This window comes from Flavobacteriales bacterium (assembly GCA_019694795.1).
GTDB lineage: Bacteria > Bacteroidota > Bacteroidia > Flavobacteriales_D > UBA2798 > UBA2798.
Genome location: JAIBBF010000004.1, coordinates 14790 through 34686 on the forward strand (window position 1 = coordinate 14790; position 19897 = coordinate 34686).

Annotated in this window: 16 protein-coding genes; 8 read left to right on the top strand and 8 right to left on the bottom strand. The window is 39.8% G+C overall.

What is annotated here, in order from left to right; all coding sequences use genetic code 11:
• Positions 1-101: 101 nt before the first annotated feature.
• Positions 102-3014, top strand: a complete 2913-nt coding sequence (locus K1X56_02685) for a GH92 family glycosyl hydrolase (GenBank protein MBX7093601.1) — start codon at positions 102-104, stop codon at positions 3012-3014.
• A gap of 645 nt (positions 3015-3659) precedes the next feature.
• Here the strand turns inward: K1X56_02685 and K1X56_02690 are convergent.
• Both K1X56_02690 and K1X56_02695 read right to left on the bottom strand, forming a co-directional pair.
• A complete protein-coding gene (locus K1X56_02690) occupies positions 3660-4970 on the bottom strand; it encodes a UDP-glucose/GDP-mannose dehydrogenase family protein (protein ID MBX7093602.1) in 1311 nt (436 codons plus the stop codon).
• Between the two features lie 26 nt (positions 4971-4996).
• The gene (locus K1X56_02695; protein MBX7093603.1) at positions 4997-6127 is read right to left on the bottom strand and encodes a DegT/DnrJ/EryC1/StrS family aminotransferase; all 1131 of its coding nucleotides are present in this window, start codon (positions 6125-6127) and stop codon (positions 4997-4999) included.
• A 128-nt stretch (positions 6128-6255) separates the two neighbouring features.
• On the opposite strand from K1X56_02695, the gene K1X56_02700 reads away from it, so the two are divergent.
• The 3 genes from K1X56_02700 to rfaD are packed head-to-tail and all read left to right on the top strand — an operon-like array spanning position 6256 to position 9225.
• Complete coding sequence (locus K1X56_02700; protein ID MBX7093604.1) at positions 6256-7008, top strand: hypothetical protein; 753 nt, start codon at positions 6256-6258, stop codon at positions 7006-7008.
• Positions 7009-7019: 11 nt separating this feature from the next.
• A complete protein-coding gene (locus tag K1X56_02705; GenBank protein ID MBX7093605.1) occupies positions 7020-8231 on the top strand; it encodes a 3-deoxy-D-manno-octulosonic acid transferase in 1212 nt (403 codons plus the stop codon).
• A 28-nt stretch (positions 8232-8259) separates the two neighbouring features.
• Positions 8260-9225 (top strand): ADP-glyceromanno-heptose 6-epimerase, encoded by a 966-nt coding sequence (rfaD, locus tag K1X56_02710; protein ID MBX7093606.1) that lies wholly within the window; start codon positions 8260-8262, stop codon positions 9223-9225.
• Here rfaD and K1X56_02715 read toward each other — a convergent pair.
• Positions 9222-10154 carry a pyridoxal-phosphate dependent enzyme gene (locus K1X56_02715; GenBank protein ID MBX7093607.1) on the bottom strand — a complete coding sequence of 311 codons (933 nt, stop codon included), beginning with the start codon at positions 10152-10154 and terminating at the stop codon, positions 9222-9224. The two genes, rfaD and K1X56_02715, sit on opposite strands and share 4 nt — an antisense overlap.
• Positions 10155-10170: 16 nt before the next feature.
• Here K1X56_02715 and K1X56_02720 point away from each other — a divergent pair, with 16 nt between their 5' ends.
• The 4 genes from K1X56_02720 to K1X56_02735 all read left to right on the top strand — a co-directional run bounded on the left by K1X56_02720 (position 10171) and on the right by K1X56_02735 (position 15356).
• On the top strand, positions 10171-11187 hold the full coding sequence (locus K1X56_02720; protein ID MBX7093608.1) for an alpha/beta hydrolase: 1017 nt from the start codon (positions 10171-10173) through the stop codon (positions 11185-11187).
• Positions 11188-11226: 39 nt separating this feature from the next.
• On the top strand, positions 11227-12300 hold the full coding sequence (locus K1X56_02725; protein MBX7093609.1) for a tetratricopeptide repeat protein: 1074 nt from the start codon (positions 11227-11229) through the stop codon (positions 12298-12300).
• A 35-nt stretch (positions 12301-12335) separates the two neighbouring features.
• Entirely contained in the window at positions 12336-13550 is a 1215-nt protein-coding gene (locus K1X56_02730) for a TCR/Tet family MFS transporter (GenBank protein MBX7093610.1), read from the top strand.
• Between the two features lie 189 nt (positions 13551-13739).
• Positions 13740-15356 (top strand): hypothetical protein, encoded by a 1617-nt coding sequence (locus tag K1X56_02735; GenBank protein MBX7093611.1) that lies wholly within the window; start codon positions 13740-13742, stop codon positions 15354-15356.
• 63 nt (positions 15357-15419) lie between these two features.
• Here the strand turns inward: K1X56_02735 and K1X56_02740 are convergent, their stop codons facing one another.
• The 5 genes from K1X56_02740 to lpxD are packed head-to-tail and all read right to left on the bottom strand — an operon-like array spanning position 15420 to position 19808.
• Entirely contained in the window at positions 15420-15923 is a 504-nt protein-coding gene (locus tag K1X56_02740) for a RecX family transcriptional regulator (protein MBX7093612.1), read from the bottom strand.
• A gap of 4 nt (positions 15924-15927) precedes the next feature.
• Positions 15928-16560 (bottom strand): ABC transporter ATP-binding protein, encoded by a 633-nt coding sequence (locus tag K1X56_02745; protein ID MBX7093613.1) that lies wholly within the window; start codon positions 16558-16560, stop codon positions 15928-15930.
• Positions 16561-16576: 16 nt separating this feature from the next.
• Positions 16577-17353, bottom strand: a complete 777-nt coding sequence (lpxA, locus tag K1X56_02750; protein MBX7093614.1) for an acyl-ACP--UDP-N-acetylglucosamine O-acyltransferase — start codon at positions 17351-17353, stop codon at positions 16577-16579.
• On the bottom strand, positions 17350-18759 hold the full coding sequence (locus K1X56_02755; GenBank protein MBX7093615.1) for a bifunctional UDP-3-O-[3-hydroxymyristoyl] N-acetylglucosamine deacetylase/3-hydroxyacyl-ACP dehydratase: 1410 nt from the start codon (positions 18757-18759) through the stop codon (positions 17350-17352). Before K1X56_02755 ends, lpxA begins: the two co-directional genes overlap by 4 nt.
• A complete protein-coding gene (gene lpxD, locus K1X56_02760; protein ID MBX7093616.1) occupies positions 18756-19808 on the bottom strand; it encodes a UDP-3-O-(3-hydroxymyristoyl)glucosamine N-acyltransferase in 1053 nt (350 codons plus the stop codon). The genes K1X56_02755 and lpxD overlap by 4 nt, the downstream gene beginning before the upstream one ends.
• Between the last annotated feature and the right edge of the window lie 89 nt (positions 19809-19897).

The window sequence follows — 19897 nt, forward strand, 5'->3', positions numbered from 1 at the left end:
TAGAGATTTTGCTTTTTAAGGCATGATTTATGCCCCGCTTTAATTATATTTGGTTAAAATAACTTGCCTTGAAATTAACATATCTAAACCGATTTTGCTGTGTGATAGCATTTTTTCTGTTCATACTGAATGGAAATGCACAGGATAAAATTGTAAAAAGTGTAAATCCATTTATTGGTACAGGTGGACATGGCCACACATTTCCCGGTGCTACGATGCCATTTGGAATGGTGCAATTAAGTCCCGATACACGCATTGACGGAAGTTGGGATGGTTGTAGCGGGTATCATTATTCCGATTCTTTAATCTATGGATTTTCACATACCCACTTAAGTGGAACCGGTGTATCGGACTACGGTGATTTAGCATTTCTTCCACTTGCGGATTTCACAATGGCGGAAGGTGAATTACACTATGAAAAATTTGCCAAATCGTTTTCACATAGTGATGAAGTCGCAGAGCCGGGATATTATCGGGTAAAAACAAAAGATCAAATCATTTCTGAATTTACCGTAACTGAACGAAGCGGATTTCATAAATATACATTTCCGAAAAAATCCAGACCGCATCTCCTTATTCAGGTAGATCACCGGGATCAGACGCTGGAATCGAAACTGGAAATGGTGGATGATCATACCATTATCGGATTTCGCAGAAGTTCGGCCTGGGCAAAAGATCAGCATGTTTATTTTTATATTCAGTTTTCCGAAAAGTGTAAGCTTGTAAAAACGCAAGCATCATTTCAATCAGGATCAAAACATGATGCTTCCTGGGTTTTGTTTTTTCCGGAGATGAAAAAGAAAAAAACGCTATTGGTAAAAATTGGTTGGTCGCAAGTTGAAGTGGGCGGAGCAAAAAATAATTTGTTGACCGAAAATCCTAACTGGAATTTTGAAGAAGTGCGTGCACAGGCTTCCGAAAGCTGGAATAAGGAATTGTCGAAAATTACCGTTAAAGGCGGAAGTGCCGATTTACGCACAGTTTTTTATACGGCTTTATATCACACCATGGTGCAACCTAATATTGCCAGTGATGCAGACGGAAAATACCGTGGCATGGATGGAAAAATTCACACGGCAGAAGGTTTTACTTATTATACTGTTTTTTCATTGTGGGACACCTTTCGTGCGGCACATCCGCTGTATGCCATTATCGATCGTAAACGCAGTACTGATTTTATTAAAACCTTTTTACAGCATTATCGGGAAGGCGGACGATTACCGGTGTGGGAATTGTCGTCGAACGAAACGGACTGCATGATTGGTTATCACTCCGTGAGTGTAATCACCGATGCCTATATGAAAGGATTGTCGGATTTTGACGTGGAGTACGCATTTAAGGCCATGGTCGCCAGTTCTTCTTATCCGAAATTTGGTATGCCTGCTTATAGTGAACAATTTTATCTGAATGTAGATGATGAGCATGAGTCGGTTTCTAAAACGCTGGAATATGCTTATGATGATTGGTGCATTGCCACCATGGCAAAAAAATTAGGTAAAGGAAAATTTGAAGACTTATACATGCGAAGAGCACAGTCGTGGAAAAATCTTTATGACGCCAAATCCGGATTTATGCGTGCACGTAAAAATGGAGCATGGATTGTTCCCTTTGATCCGAGTGAAGTCAACAACTATTACACCGAGGCAAATTCCTGGCAGTATTCATTTTTTGTACCACAGGATATTTCAGGCATGATAAAATTCAGTGGTGGTGCAGAACAGTTTGAACAGCGACTGGATCAGTTATTTTCTGCAAGTTCTTCCACAACGGGAAGAGATCAGGCGGATATTACCGGTTTAATTGGACAATATGCACACGGAAATGAGCCGAGTCACCATATGGCATTTTTGTACAACTACATTGGTAAACCATCTAAAACACAAAAAATCATTTTACGCATTCTGCAGGAGTTTTATTCGAATCAACCCGATGGTTTAATCGGGAATGAAGATTGCGGACAAATGAGTGCCTGGTTTGTATTTAATGCCATGGGATTTTATCCCGTGAGTCCCGGTATTCCTTTTTATCAGGTAGGTACACCTTTATTCGAGGAGGTTTCCATTCACCATGAGGATGGTATTGTGTTTACCATTAAAGCAGAAGGCTTATCCGATAAAAATCGATTTGTGACTTCCGTAAATAACACGGGGAATTTTAAATTATCACATGCTGATATTACACTTGGGAAGACCATCGTATTTAAAATGGGGAACGAAACTGAATTGGAAAAAACAGATCAATTAGCATCGGACTACCTTTCAAAAGCAAAAAACACGGATGATTTTTTGAAATTTCGTTTTGTAACGGCTCCGGTTTTTTCCAGTGGAAAAGAAACATTTCGCGATTCAATGAAGGTAGAAATTCTACCGTTGAATCCGGATTATAAAATTTATTATACTACCGATGGATCCTTACCAACGCATTATTCAACGAAATATTCAGGTCCTTTTACCATTCATAAATCAAGTACAATAAAAGCGATTTGTTCTTTCAATGATGAATTAAACAGTTCATGTGCCACTGCGAATTATTTAAAAATTGATCATCATTGGCGTGTTGAAATAAAAGGAAAATACAATAGTCAATATTCAGCCGGTGGTCCCGAAGCATTGGTAGACGGACTGCGTGGCGATTTAAATTGGAGAAAAGGGAGATGGCAGGGATATCAGGGACAAGATTTTGATGTGATTGTGGATTTTAAAAATGATTTAACTATTCAACAACTTGCTGTTTCCTTTTTAGAAGACACGAGAAGTTGGATTTGGCTACCCAATTATGTGGAAGCTGAATATTCGAAAGACGGTGAACATTGGGTGAAATTTGGAAGATCAGAAAATGAATCCGTTTCACAACAAGATGTTGAGCGTTTAAAAGAATTCAGAATTCAAACGGAAAATCCGGTTAACTGCAGATTCATTAAACTTCATGCGCAAAATTTCGGGAAACTTCCCGACTGGCATCCGGGAAGAGGTGGTGATGCTTTTATTTTCTTAGATGAGATACTAGTGAAATAAAAAGGATTCCCTTTGGGAACCCTTATTCTTTTCGGTTTGTTCAGATTTGAGAGGGAGGATAAACAGTGAACAACACCTTTTTTTCATGATCTAAAATTTAGAGGAATAAGAATAAATAACAGATGCACCAAATTACTGTGCTCACTGCAGCAATGGTAAACAGGTGCGGTGAAGTGAAGTTGACATCTCTTTTCATTTTTCCATGGATTGCTGTTTTAATGTTCATATTTGCAGGTAGTGTTATTTCGTTTATTATTTATTAAAGGAAGAATAGAAAAGCCCTGCCGAAGCAGGGCCTCTCCCGAACCAAAAAAAGCACTGTTCATCGCGAGGAAATCTTATTAAAAACCTGCTTGAAAATGTTGATCAGTTGGATTGAATAAGTTTCAGTTTTAATATTCTTTCAACCAAAAACACCTTGAACCAGTGGTGAAGCAAAGAACTGATTACCTAATTTCAATTCCCGTGCTCAATTTGTAATGATTTCATTTCTAATGGTGTTTTAGAATTGGATAGGTCAATTTTGGTTCAAAGCGGGATAATTTTTCCCAATTCAGGAATGGACTCGCCCCGAAGGAGTGCTAAAAAATGCTACATCAAAAAAAAGCCATCCGTTGTGGATGGCTTATCATTTTATAATAAATATCAGGGATGAACGGTTTCTCTTCCGATACTTTCATAGTAGTATCCCAGTTTTTTCATTTGCGTTAAATCATAAAGATTTCTTCCGTCGAAAATTATTTTTGATTTTAAGGAGTTGCCGATTTTATTAAAATCAGGATTTCTGAATTCCGACCATTCAGTAGCAATCAATAAGGCATCTGCACCTTGTACCGCTTCGTATTCGTCTGTACAGAATTCGACATTAGTTCCGAATATTTTTTTCACATTTTCCATCGCCTCCGGATCAAATGCTTTCACTTTTGCACCTGCTGCAAGTAAATCGGTGATCATATATAAAGAAGGAGCTTCACGAATGTCATCGGTATCCGGTTTAAATGCCAGTCCCCACAATGCAAATGTTTTTCCGGAAAGATCTTTAAAATGAGCTTTCACTTTATCAGTTAAACGGATTTTCTGACGTTCATTAACATCCATTACCGCTTTAATAATTTTAAACTCGTAGCCGGCTTCCTTCCCGGATTTCGCTAATGCCTGAACATCTTTAGGGAAACAACTTCCTCCATATCCGATTCCCGGAAACAAAAAGCGTTTTCCGATGCGTGAGTCAGATCCGATACCAATACGAACCATATCCACATCTGCACCAACCATTTCACAGAAATTGGCAATTTCATTCATGAAGGTGATTTTCGTTGCAAGAAATGAATTTGCTGCATACTTGGTTAATTCAGCAGATTTCTCATCCATAAAAATGATGGGATTTCCGGAACGTACAAATGGTTTATAGAGTTCTTCCATCAAATTTTTTGCGCGGGCAGAACTTGTTCCTACAACTACACGATCAGGTTTTAAAAAATCATCTACTGCAAATCCCTCACGTAAAAATTCAGGATTGGAAACAATATCAAAATCCACCATCGCATGTTTTACTACGGCTTCTTTTACTTTTTCTGCTGTACCAACGGGAACTGTACTTTTATCTACAATCACTTTATAATCCTTGATCATTTTCCCCAGTTGATCAGCAACACCAAGTACATAGGATAAGTCTGCAGATCCATCTTCACCCGGAGGGGTGGGAAGGGCGAGGAAAATAATTTGTGCAGGATGAATCGCTTCTTCCAGATTTGTAGTGAATTTTAAACGACCGGCTTTAATGTTGCGCTCAAATAATACATCGAGGTGTGGTTCGTAAATGGGGACAACTCCATTGCGCATTTTTTCCACTTTGTCTTTGTCGATGTCAACACAAATCACATCGTTTCCGGTTTCAGCAAAACAGGTTCCTGTAACTAATCCTACATATCCTGTTCCTACTACTGCAATTTTCATATTCTGATTTTTAGTGTATCAATTTTTTAACCGATAAATTCCAATACCGATGTGGTAATGAGTTTTAATTGTTCTTCGTCCAGTTCCGTATGCATCGGTAGCGAAATAACACAATTACACAATTGTTCTGTGATTGGAAAATCTCCTTTTTTATAGCGGGGATCGGTATAGGCTTTTTGCATATGTAACGCAATTGGATAATAAATCATCGCTGGAACACCTTTTGAACTTAAGTGTTCTCTTAATGCATTACGGTCAACGCCTTCTCCTAATTGCAAAGTGTATTGGTGAAATACATGCGTTGAATTTTTCGCTCTTGCGGGAGTTTTAATTTTAGCATTTCCCGAAAACGCCTTGTCGTAATAGGATGCTGCCTTATTTCTCGCTTGCGCATATTCATCGAGGCGACGTAATTTTATGCGGAGAATCGCTGCCTGAATGCTATCCAGTCTCGAATTTACGCCAATAGAATCGTGAACGTATTGTACGCTTTGACCATGATTGGCAATCATTCTGATTTTTGCAGCCAGATCGTCGTCATTGGTAAAAATCGCTCCTCCATCGCCAAAACAGCCGAGGTTTTTCGAGGGGAAAAAGGATGTGCATCCGATGGTTCCAATGGTACCTGCTTTTTTTCTGCTACCGTTTGCAGAAATATATTCAGCTCCTATTGCTTGTGCAGTGTCTTCCACTACATATAAATTATTTTCCTGAGCAATCTTCATAATGGCATCCATGTCGGAACATTGTCCGAATAAATGCACTGGAACAATCGCTTTTGTTTTTGGTGTAATGGCTTTTTTTACTGCTTCCGGATCAATTTGAAATGTTTCAGGATTCACATCCACCAAAACCGGTGTAAGGCGTAATAAAGCGATGACTTCTGCAGTGGCAACATAGGTGAATGAGGCAGTGATCACTTCATCTCCGGGTTGCAGACCAAGCGCCATCATGGCAATTTGTAAGGCGTCGGTTCCATTAGCGCAGGGTATGACATGTTTTACCTGCAGGTATTGCTCCAGTTCCTTTTGAAATTCTTTGACTTCCGGACCATTGATATAGGCCGAAGAGCGAATCACATTCAGCACGGCATTGTCGATTTCATTCTGAACCTTTTCGTATTGCGAAATTAGGTCCACCATCTGTATCTTTTTCATGAAGCAAAATTAGCGTTGCGAATATAGCTAAAAATGAAACGAAAGCGCTGATTTCGAATTGGTCTCTGCCTAAAGATTTTTCATCGCAAAACATACCAAAAGGCGTGATTTTCCGTTACTTTTGCCTTATGCGCAGGATCTTATTCATTGTCTTTAGCTTTTTCGGGACTCAGTCGCTTATGGCTCAGGCCAGTATAAAGGATTCCTCGATTTTCTTAACGGAAATCAAGGTCAGCTTTGCAGCGCAGTCACCATTCGGTGATATGGCAGATCGTTTTGGACTGAATTCCAACATTGGTTTGGAGGTAATGCTTAAATCGGTATCCGGATTCACGTTTAGTGCACAGGGTAGTTTTTTATTTAGCAATAAACTCAAAGAAACAAGTATCCTCGATCCACTGCGTGATGCGGACGGCAACATCGTTGATCTCAATGGCGATTTTGCGAATGTGCTCACCATGGAGCGTGGTTATACCGTAACAGGAAAAATCGGGTATTTGTGGAATGTATTGGGACCCAATCCCAATTCCGGATTTTTGTTTCAGTTAGGTGGAGGAATTTTGCAGCATAAAATCAGAATTGAAGCCAACCGGAATTATTTACCGCAATTACAGGGAGATTATATCAAGGGTTACGACCGGCTTACCAATGGATTCACATTTCAGCAATTTATCGGTTACCAATATCTGAGTAATCGCCGGTTGATTAATTTTTATTTTGGCGTGGAAGCATTTGAAGCTTTAACCCGCAATAGAAGGGTATGGAATTTCGATCAGGTGGCGGCAGATAATTCATTGCGGACAGATATTTTATTAGGACTTCGTGCAGGGTGGATATTACCCTTATATCCTCGTCCCCCCAAAGCCATTTATTTCGATTAAGACAGGTTGCAATGAAAATTCTTTACCTGCTTAGCATTTATTTTTACCGGCTCATCATACGAATTTTGTCCCCATTCCACAGCAAGGCGGCATTGTGGATTCATGGTCGCAAATCCTGGCGTGGACGATTAGAAAAAATTCCTTTTTCGGAACACCGCATTTTATTTCATTGCGCATCACTGGGTGAATTTGAAATGATTCGTCCCATTATTGAGTGGATGAAAATCAACAAACCGGATTATCAGATTTTGATTAGTTTTTTCTCTCCATCGGGTTATGAAGTCAGAAAACACTATGATAAAGCAGATGCTGTTTTTTATCTTCCTTCGGATACACCCAAAAATGCAAAGGATTTTGCCCGGATTTTAAGACCCGAAATGGTTGTTTTTGCTAAATATGAATTCTGGCATTTTCATTTAAATGCATTAAAAGCTTCCGGTGCAAAATTATTCGCGGTATCGGCAGTTTTCAGAACGAATCATCGTTTTTTTAAGTGGTATGGTTCGATGTTTAGAAACGACCTTAGATTATTTGATTCTATTTTTGTTCAGGATACTCCATCACAGCATTTATTGAAATCGATCGGAATCGAATCGGTGCTTGCAGGCGACACTCGTTTTGATCGCGTTTATGCCAATGCCGAAACATCGAAACCAATTGTTCCCATTGAAAACTGGATTAATCACCGTCGCGTTATTGTTGCGGGAAGTTCCTGGCCCCAGGAGGAACAACGAATGGTGGAAGCAATGAAACAAATCGATAATGAAAACCTGTGCTGGATTATTGTTCCGCATGATGTTTCAGAAGCGCACATTTCCGAATTGCAGGCTTCCATTCCGGTAAGCAGTGTACGTTTTACCCGATGGAAAAATGAAAACACCGCGGTGATGATTATTGATAATGTGGGAATGTTAATGTCGGTATACCGTTACGCACATTTGGCCATTGTAGGCGGAGGATTCAGCGGGAAACTGCATAATATTCTGGAACCAGCCGCATTTGGTATTCCGGTTTTATTTGGACCCAAACACGATCGTTTTCGCGAAGCGGATGAAATGATTAAGGCCGGAGCGGCATACGAGTTTGATGGAGATTTGAAGGAGCAATTAAGTCGTTTTATTTCCGATGAAACCTTATTGGAGCAAAGCGGAAGAGCGGCTAAGGAATTTGTTATGCAGCATTTGGGTGCAACAGATCGGGTAGTGAATGGAATTTTCGGTTAATTTTGAGTTGCATTAAAAAGAAATAAAAATGATTGTTGTAACGGGAGCTGCCGGATTTATTGGTTCGGTTTTAATCGGGAAATTAAATGCTGAGGGCTACAAAGATGTTGTGGCAGTGGATGATTTTTCGAATGAAGAAAAAAATAAAAACCTGGCAGGTAAATCCATTTCTTCCAGCGTTCATCGTCAGGATTTTTTCTCCTGGATCGATGAGCATCACCGGGAGATTGAATTTATTTTTCACATTGGAGCCCGCACCGATACAACGGAATTCAACAAAGCAATTTTCGATGAATTGAATGTGAATTATTCAAAGTCGGTATGGAATAAATGTGTTGAATACGGAATTGCATTAGTCTACGCTTCTTCGGCCGCTACTTACGGATTAGGTGAATATGGTTATAAGGATGAGCATGATTTGTGTTTTAAATTAAAACCATTAAATCCGTATGGTGATTCAAAAAATGATTTTGATAAGTGGGCATTGCTGCAAGAGAAAAAACCATATTTCTGGGCGGGACTCAAATTTTTTAATGTGTACGGACCCAATGAATTTCATAAGGGAAGAATGGCTTCTGTAATTTTTCATTCGTTCAAGCAAATTTCCGCCAGTGGTAAAATGAAATTATTCCGTTCGCATAATCCTGAATTTAAAGATGGCGAACAATTGCGCGATTTTATTTATGTAAAAGATCTGGTAAATGTTTGTTTGTTTTTGATGCATCATCGCAAGGATAGTGGAATTTATAACTTAGGTTCCGGTAAAGCACGCACATTTTTGGATCTTACAAAAAACACATTCAGAGCAATGGGACGCGAACCGCAAATAGAATTTGTAGATACTCCGGCTGATATTCGCGATAAATACCAATACTTCACCGAAGCAGATATGTCCAAATTAAAATCAATTGGATATTCAACCCCGTTTCAATCCTTGGAAGAAGGTGTAGAAGATTACGTGAAAAATTATTTACTGACGGGTAATTATTATTAAGAATTAATTCCCTGATTGCCCTGCACTCCTCCTGAATGATAAACAACAATGGTGGAGCCTGCTTTAAATTTTCCTTCCTGAATCATTTGAATCAGGCCGTACATCATCTTGGCGGTGTAAACAAAATCCAGTTGTATTCCTGTTTCCATCAAAAAGGAATTCATAAAAGCTAATAACTCTTTATTATAACGGGCAAATCCTCCGAAATGAAAACGTGTTTCCAGTTGAACCTGTTGCATGATATCACTTGCCCATTCTTTGTCCATTAAGGTCCATGCTAATTTTTTTTCAATCTCATCCCTTAAATATTCGCCGCCCTTTACAGCCGGAAAGCCAATGATGGTTTGATGATCCTTCAACGCCATGCTGAGTCCGGTTATAGTGGTCCCGGAACCAACAGCAACACAGAAATAATCGAAATCCATTTCTATTTCCTGAATGATTTCTCCGCAACCGTTAATGCCATAATAATTTGCTCCTCCTTCCGGAAAGATATATATATCTCCAAAGCGATCATGCAGCGATTCCAAATAATACATTTCCTCTTTCAAGTCATAATCACTTCGTGAAACGGGAACAATGTTCATTCCGTTTTGAATGGCATGATGTAATGTAGGATTGTTTAAATCCGCTTCCTCTCCTCGAATGATTCCTATCGATGGAATTCCTGCTAAATCGCAGGCTTTTGCGGTGGCCGCGATGTGATTGCTGAATGGTCCGCCAAACGTCAGGATTTTTTCTTTTTTCAATACCTGTGCCTGGGCGAGATTGTATTTAAGTTTTCTAAACTTATTTCCTGCTATTTCCGGATGAATTAAATCATCCCGTTTTATAAATACACGGATATTTGTATTTTTCAACACAGAAAGATTTAACGCCGTTAAAGGCGTAGGCAATTGAAGAGATGCGTAAAGTCGATCTGTTTGCATATTCAAAAATAACACAATGAAATACATTCCCCGTTTACTCCGCAGAATTTTTTATGTTCTGTTTTGGGCAGTTTGGTTATTGGTGTTATTACCCTATTTTTTTCCGCTGCATTTTCCATTGCAGAATTTCAACCAGCTTCCATTTAAAGAAAGTCGCTATTTGAATTACCATCACACACAAGTGCATTATCGGATTTTCCCTGCTAAGGCGGATACAACGTTGAGCCCTGTTTTTCTTATCCATGGATTTTCCGGATCAACAGCAAGCTGGCGGTATGTCATTCCGGAATTAAACCAATCGGGCAGATCGGTTGTCGCCATCGATTTACCACCGTTTGGATATTCCGATAAACGCGTTTCTGCCAATCTTGCTGATTCGGCATGGGTGAATATGATAAGGGATGTAATGGATACATCACAACGTGAATTGAATTTAAAGGAGAACCAGAAGTGGATTATTGCAGGGCATAGCATGGGGGGAATGGTTATTGGTGCATTCGCTTCGGCCTATCCGGAAAAGGTGAAAGGAATGATCTATGTGGATGGGACTTCACCTGAAAGCGACGGAATAAAAAATAATTCCATGCTGCTTACCAGTGCATATCTCAGGTTAGGATTTCTTCATCGCTGGGCCGATGTGATGATGGAAAAAGTGATTTTCTCTGAAAAGCGTTTTAACGAATTATTATCCTCGGCTTATCTCCGGGAAGTGAGTGAAGAAGAAGTAAAAATATATATGGATCCTTTTCATTTTAGAGGAAGTGCTTCGGCGGTATTGCGGTTTGCATCACAAAGTGGATATGCAAAAGTGGATTGGAAGATATTGGAAACAATTCCCAAATGTTTGGTATGGGGAAGGGAAGATCAGTGGATTCCCGTTTCAGGTGCTGAAAAATTTTTAAACGATCACCTGGGTATTATTGGGAGGTTTATAGAGGGGGCAGGACATTGTCCGATGGAAACCCATCCTGAACAATTCAATCAAATGCTTCTGAATGATTTTATTCCCATTCTTGATCCGGCGGGGGATTGATTTTTTTACGATATTGTATTTCTAATCCAAAACCAGAATATGAGAATTCTATTTTTCATCCTGTTTGTCGTAAGTACTCAAATCGGATTTTCACAGTCCAACAAAGAAAAAGCGAAACTAAAAGCGCAAGATGCAATTCGCTTGGTAGATAATGGACAGTTTGCCCTTGGGATTAAAATGCTGGAAGAAGCCATGAAGCTGGATCCGGATAATATCGATTATCCCTATGAAATAGCCTATGCCAAATATGCTTCCAAAGATTATGAAGGAGCGGTAAAAATATTGGAAAAGGTAAAAAAGAAAAAAGATGCTACGGACCAGTTTTACCAGTTACTTGGAAATTCATACGATATGCTCGGGAAAAGTGATAAAGCACTTAAAACCTATGCCGATGGTATGAAACGATTTCCAAAATCAGGGAAATTGTATTTGGAAACCGGAATCGTATATCTTAATCGCGAAGATTATGATAATGCCATTAAATCATTTGAAGATGGAGTAAAAACCGATCCGACCTATTCTTCAAACTATTATTGGTTAGCCAGAATGTTTCTGAATTCATCTGAAGAAGTATGGGGAATGATTTACGGGGAATTGTTTATAAATCTCGAACGCAATACTAAGCGGACAACCGATATTTCCAAATTGCTCTATAAAACCTATTTAGATAAAATTAAAATTGAAAACGATACTACCTATAAAATCGGATTTGGATCAAATATTACCATCAACATGGATCAACTAAAAGATCCAGACAATTTTAAATTGCCATTTCCAATGATGGTATATTCTCCTGTTATGTCCCTTGCCGTAGTTGGTGAAAAATCCATCGATATTCATTCTTTAGATCGCATCAGAAAACGATTCAATGAACTTTTTTATGAAATGGGACATGATAAAAATTATCCCAATGTGCTTTTCGATTATCAACGCGAAATGATACAGGCGGGTCATATGGAAGCGTATAATCATTGGTTATTACTAGCTGGAGATGAAGCCGGTTTTACAGAATGGAAAGATGCCAATCAGGCCAAATGGGGTAAATTTGTTGAGTGGTATAACAATAATAGTATTCCCATTAATGAGGACTACTACTTTTTGCGCAATAAATAATTTTCTACCTCTATCTTAATTCTACACCCAGCATCATGCGCCCGGTATTTTTTATTTTTTTAACGGTATTAATCGACAGTATTGGTATTGGAATTATTTTTCCGGTATCTGCTACCATAGTTTCAGAAGTTACCGGGCAACCCATCGAAAATGCTGCCACAGAAGGCGGAATGCTGATGTTTACCTATGCCCTGATGCAATTTATTTTTGCACCGGTGTTAGGCGGACTCAGCGATCGTTATGGTCGACGTCCCGTTTTATTGTTATCCTTGTTTGGGTTAGGACTCGATTATTTAATTCTGTTTTATGCACCTACCTATACCTGGTTAATTATCGGACGATTAATTGCCGGTATGTGCGGAGGTAGTTTTACAACTGCATTTGCCTATATAGCAGATATCACTCCCGCCGAAAAAAGAGCGCAATCTTTCGGAATTATGGGAGCAGCTTTTGGATTAGGGTTTATTATCGGACCATTTATTGGTGGATTATTTTCCGACATTTCATCGCGTGCACCGTTTATGGCCGCAGCAGTTTTATCGCTTTTAAATTTTCTGTACGGATTATTTATTTTACCTGAATCCCTTGTAAAAGAAAACCGAAGATCATTCGATATTAAACGTGCAAATCCATTTGGTGCATTTGTACATTTAAATAAAATGAAGTCAGTTCGTGTTTTGGTTTTGGTCATGTTTATGTTGTACCTGGCCGGACAAGTGATGCCTGTAATCTGGACCTTCTACACAAAATATTTATTTACCTGGACCGATAAACAAGTAGGGTATTCCCTCGCTTTTGTTGGATTAATGGTGGCAATTGTACAAGGAGGATTAATCCGGATAGCCCAGCAGAAATTGGGACAAATTCCGTCGGTATTAATTGGTTTCATTTTGTATTTCTCCGGCTTAATGCTCTTTGCGTTTGCCAATCAGGAATGGATGATGTACGCATTTACTGCGGTGTATGCGTTAGGGGGAATTGGTCCGCCAACCATCCAAAGTTTAATCAGTTCGCAAATTCCCGCCAATGAGCAAGGAGAAATTCAGGGAGTACTCACAAGCTTAACTTCATTGGCAACCATATTATCACCCTTGCTGATGTCGGGATTATTCACCGCTTTCACAGGTAAAGATGCTATTTATGAATTCCCCGGAGTTTCATTCTTTGCTTCAGCAATTATTATTTTGTTGGCCGGATTGATTTTTTTATCACAAATCGGAAGAATCAAGTCTTCTTCGCCCTCAAAATAATATTTTGCAATAATTCATGGATTGCCGTATAATATTCGGTTTCTATTCCTGTTTAACCTATTATCTTTGTTTTTGAAACAATAGAAGATTTGGTTCGTTATAAGAGCAAATATCTTCTATGAATTGACCCTTACGCTTTGTTTTACTGTTTTATCAGTAGGTATTGTTTCATGAAAAACTAAAGCGGGTATGATTCGTTTCCTGATTTTTTGTTTGGTTTTGCCTTTATCAGCATTTGCTGTAAAAAAGGAATCCGGTTTAATGCTATATGCGGGCGATCCGGTTACGGAAGTATTTACGTTACACCGTGAAAGCGTTTCGCAACTTTATGTTTTGCGATTACATGAAAGTGGTGCGGCAGAATTAAATAAATATACCGCCGGGAAAAGCCCAAAATTTAAACAAGTAAATGGGACTTATTCCAAGCGTAAACGCTCCATTCGTTTTTCCTGGAAGAATAATACCGAGTCGCGGTTGTTTCCTGCAAAATTTTATATCGGTAAACGCGGACTCTATTCCGATTTATATTCTGCCATTACAGATAAAGATCCTATGGTGATTAAAAATGAGGATTTCTCCTATAGAAAACCGGTTTTTATTCATCCTGAAAATGGAAAATTAATAGCTGATAAGGATTTTGTAAAAAGTTTAAATGCGAGAGATCTTTCTCTGGTCCTGACGGATGGGTTGGAAAGTGATGCAGAAAAGATCAGAGAGATTTCTCGCTTTATGGTAAATCAATTTCAATTTGCGGAGAGTGGGGGGCAGTCTCAATTTAAACTGGCTTTAAATCAAAACGATCCTAAATTGAATAGTGAAGGATTTGCAACAAGTTTAGTGGAGATGGGAACAGCTGCAGGTCTGGATGTGCGCAAGCGTGAATCGGAAATTTCCTATTCATTGGCCGAAATGTTGTGTGGAATAAAACATGTGCATTATTTTAATTCTGTAGTGGTTGATGGCGAAGAAAAAATTTTGGATCTCGCCTTTATCCGGAAGAGTGGAACGGATCTGAATTCGGTTTTTTATCTGAAAGATCCTTCTGTGGTGGAGAATCTCTTATTTCAGCAAGAGGTAAATAACCTACAGGTTGTTCCTGTTATTCAGTCCGCAGACCCTGCCTTTTCCAGAACAACGTTGAATCGTGCTGTTTTGAATGGAGATTCAAAAATACACTTTGCACCAATGGGGGAAGTTCGCGATGGATCTGAAATTTCGGTTTATTGGATGGATTTGTCGGCCATGGATATTGCAATTGGTAATGAGAAAGCCATAAAAGTCAATTCAAAACCAAAAGCATTTTTTACTTCTGCCATTACCGAAACACAGGAAATCGAAATTCCGCTCGATGGGAAAACGAATGGAGTGATGCTGGTTGAGTCGGAAGGAATACAATGGCATTATTTGGTGTTGAATGGCGATAAAAAAGATTTTTATTCGTTCCACTTCAATCGCGGATCAGGAATGAATCTGGTAAAAAATGCACGCGCTCTGGTTTCCGGAATTTTATTGGGAGATCTTGCTTTGGTCAACCAGTTTATTGCTAATACCACGCATAGCAAACCCTACGTAATTACAAAACCGGCCATGGAAGAATTGAAAAATTCATTAAAAGGTTGGGAAGGAGAAATTGAAGGAATAGAACGTGTCGACCATCAACCGGATTTAATTCCCGAAGGCGAAGATCATGTTTATCGTGTGAAATTAAGAGGCGAGGTCGATTTGATTTATGCGGGTGACGGAGAATCGGGTTATAGTTTATTATCCATTCGTTCACCGATTATTAAATCTGATAAAAAGAAATAAAGATAACAAGCAACAGGAGGGGAGATCCGCGAGCGACCGGTTTTTGGAGGAGGTAGTCCGGTCCTATGCGGGTCTCTCTTGTTCTGTAATTAACTTCACGGCATACCAGCATAAATCGCTTTCATAGCCTCTGCTCATTAACCAGGCAACGACTTTTTTCTGACGGATGTAGATTTGTTCGCCTTTAACAGATTTCCATCGCTTTCTGCTTAATTCCAAAAGCGTTTTTTCGTATTCCTCTCCATCAATTTGCTGAATCGCTTTTTTGGTGCAGTATTCCGATATTTTTTTTGATTTGAGTCCCAGCAGAATTTTATTTTTCCCCCACTTTTTAATTCTGAATTTTCCGCTGACAAATGCCTCTGCAAAGCGTTCTTCGTTTAAATAGTTTTCATTGATTAATTGCGAAATGATTTGCTCAACATCTTGTTGATGCAGTCCATAATCGTATAATTTATCGCGGGTTTCCTGGTGACACCTTTCCTGGTAGGCGCAGTAATTCCTGATTCGGATAGCTGCTTGTTCGGGCGTGAGTCTGATTTTTTTCCGACCTTCTTCTTCGAACATGGAATCAGGAAATTTTTCTTTTATAATTTTCGATGTTCATGATTTCATCACACAAGAACATTTCATCATCATCGCTATTGCTCGATACAAAAATTAATCGCTTTCCACTGTGTTCACGAAGCAGATTCTTATACCATTCCTTGGCATTGCGGTCCAGATTTGTGCAAGGCTCATCCAATAATAAAAGTGGAGTGTCGGCTAAAATGGCCAATGCTAGCTTAACACGTTGACGCATCCCCGATGAATAATTTTTTAGTGCTTTATTTTTGATGTTGCTTAATTCCAGAAGCTCGATAAATGATTTTTTATCTATTCCCTTTTTCATGGGCTTTAAGCTACTCTGGAAAGCAAAGAGTTCTTCTGCCGTGTATTCATCGTATAATTCCAGGAAGGGAGAAGCGAAGGAGAGTTGCTTAAAAATGTTTTCGGATGGGATAATGGTGTTTTCCGATTCGTAAATGATTTTTCCTTCTGAGGGAATTAAAAATCCGGAAATAAGTTGTACAAAAGTTGATTTTCCGGATCCGTTTCCGCCAATGATTCCATAACATTTTTCATGTTGGAATGTCGTATCAACATTTCTGAAAATCCATTCTTTGTTGAATCTTCTTCCTATGTTTTCGAGTTGGATAGTCAAAATTCAGGGATTGCAATCAGGAAATTCCGCGCATAATTCCTTTTGTTGATGCCTTGATGAAATCAACAATCTGGTCTTTTTCCGGAGAGGCGGGTAATTCAAATTCCACAATTTTCAATGCCGAAGAAACATTGCTGTTCTGAACGTAAATCACACGGTATATATCTTCAATCAATGCAATCTGTGCATCAGAAAATCCTCTGCGGCGGAGTCCAACCGAATTTACACCAATGAAACTGATAGGTTCGCGTGCAGCTTTTACAAATGGAGGAACGTTTTTTCTCACCATAGTGCCACCTCCGATAAATGAATGAGCGCCTATGTGGATGAATTGTTGCACGGCAGCCATTCCTTCGATGATCGCGTAGTCGTCAACGGTAACGTGACCACTTAATCCGACACTGTTGGCAATAATGACGTGATTTCCTACGATGCAATCATGGGCCACATGAACGTAGGCCATCAATAAGCAATTCGATCCCACCACTGTTTTCATTTTGTCTTTCGTACCACGGTGGATGGTAACGTATTCGCGAATTACGGTGTTGTCGCCCACTTCGGTAGTGGTGTATTCGCCGGCGTATTTTAAATCTTGTGAGTCGGGACCAATAATCGCTCCCGGAAATATTTTCACGTTATTACCGATTCGCGATGCGGGGAAAATGACTACGTTCGGACCAATCCAGCAATTTTCTCCAATGATAACATCATCGTAAATGGTTGCAAATGGTTCTACAACGGTTCCCTTTCCGATTTTTGCGTTGGGATGAATATTGGGTCCTGGAGTACTCATAGATTTTTTTCTTTCACGATCTGAGCCATCATTTCTGCTTCACTGGCAACTTGTCCGTTTACATACGCAGTTCCCTGCATGTGCACAATTCCCCGGCGTATTGGGGTTAATAATTTTAAATCAAATACCACCGAATCTCCCGGAATTACTTTGCGTTTGAATTTTACGCTGTCGATTTTCATGAAATAGGTCAACCAGTTTTCCGGATCGGGTACGGTGCTCAATGCAAATATTCCTCCACACTGGGCCATTGCTTCAACTTGCAAAACACCCGGCATTACCGGATTTCCGGGGAAGTGTCCCTGAAAATAAGGTTCGTTTAACGTGACGTTTTTTACACCAACAATTCCGTCTTCCGACATCGACATGATTTTATCTACCAATAAAAACGGATAACGATGTGGCAGCATTTTGCTGATGTGGTTGATATCGAATAAAGGTTCTTTGGTTAAATCGAAATGCTTCACGATGCCCGATTTTTTTTCGGCACGCATGATGTCTTTAATGATTTTTCCGAATGAAACATTACCACTGTGTCCTGGACGAGCAGCGAGAATGTGTCCTTTAATCGGCTTTCCTACCAATGCAAGATCGCCAACGATATCCAGTAATTTATGTCGCGCCGGTTCGTTTTGGAATTTCATTTTGGTGTTGTTTAATACACCGATTCCTTTAATCTGAACCTGTAAATCTTCTTTGCCGAGTAATTGAGCTAGTTCTTTTAATTCTTTATCACTTACCTCTTCGCGTTCTACCAGTACGATGGCATTATCCGGATCACCACCTTTAATCAATCCTCTTCTTGCAAGCTGTTCTAATTCGCCAAGAAAAACAAAAGTGCGGCAGGAGGCAATTTGTTCTTTGAATTCGGCAATGTTGTACATGGTGGCATGTTGCGTACCAAGCACTGGTGAATTATAATCGACCATTACCGTTAAACGAAAATCATCGGCAGGCACAGCTAACATTTCAATACCTTTTTCAAGATCTTCCCAGGGTAAATTTTCTTTGAATTCGAAATAATCGCGCTCTGCGTTTTGCTCCTGGTATCCCACCGATTCAATAGCGTCGACAAAGGGACGAGAGGATCCGTCCATAATCGGAATTTCAGGTCCGTCGATTTGGATTAGTGCGTTATCGACTTGCATTCCGTATAGTGCAGCCAGTAAATGTTCGGTGGTGTGAACACGCACTCCGTTTTGTTCAAGTGTTGTTCCCCGTTCGGTTGAAATCACCAAATCAGCATCTGCTTTGATGATGGGTTTTCCATCTACATCGATGCGCTGAAATTTATATCCGTGATTTTCTGCAGCGGGCAAAATAGTAACATTCACTTTTGCACCAGTGTGAAGTCCGATTCCACTAAGCGATACCGAAGATTTAAGGGTGCGCTGTAATTCTTTCATTGATTGGGGTCTTGTTTGAGTGCTTTTAATTCCTTGGCTAAATTACTGATTTGTTCTTTCAATTGAGGGAGCGAACGGAAAAGGACATAGGACCGTTTATAGTCGCCAATGGAGAATGCCGGTGAGCCCTGTACGATGGAGTCCGGTGTGTCGATGTTCTGTCCGATCCCCGACTGCGCCGCGATTTTTACACCGTCGGCGATTTTGAGGTGACCAATAATTCCGACTTGTCCGCCGACCATCATATTTTTCCCCAGTTTGGTGCTTCCAGCAACACCGGTTTGAGCAGCGATCACTGTATTTTCACCAATATCCACATTGTGCGCTATCTGAATGAGATTATCAATTTTAACACCCTTGCGGATGTAGGTAGATCCCAATGTAGCACGGTCGATGGAAACATTCGATCCGATTTCTACCAGATCTTCCACCACAACATTCCCGATTTGCGGAACTTTTGCATAGTTGTTTTCACTGTTGGGTGCAAATCCAAATCCATCGGCTCCAATAACGGTCGAAGCGTGGACCGTAACCTGATTTCCGATTTTGCAATCGTGATAAATTTTTACTCCCGCGTAAATGGTGGTGTTATCACCAATGGTGACATTATCTCCCAGCCAACATTGCGGATAAATTTTAGTTCCTTTTCCGATTTTTACATTCTTACCCACATACGCAAATGCTCCAATGTAAACATCTTCACCAAGGGTGGCCGTTGGATCGATAAAAGAAGGTTGTTCAATCCCTTTTTTATCACCACGCACCTGATTGTAAACTTCAAGCAGTTTTGCAAAACAGGAATAGGGCTCATCTACGCGAATGAGGGTTAACTGCGAAGGCAATTCCTTCTCTGCGGTAAAATCGCGCGCTACAATGGCGATGCTTGCACCGGTGGTATAAATGTAATCGGTGTATTTCGGATTGGCCAGGAAGGTAAGGGTCCCGGGTTGGCCCTCCTCAATCTTGGAAAGATTGCTGACAGCCGCTGAGGGATCACCATCGATGGTTCCGTTTAGAATTCCTGCAATTTGCTGGGCGGTAAACTCCATACTATCGTCTTGAAAATGAGCATTAACCGAAAAATGATCGGCAACAGGAAGTAAAAATAGAAATTAAGACGATAGTTTACCTCAGGATT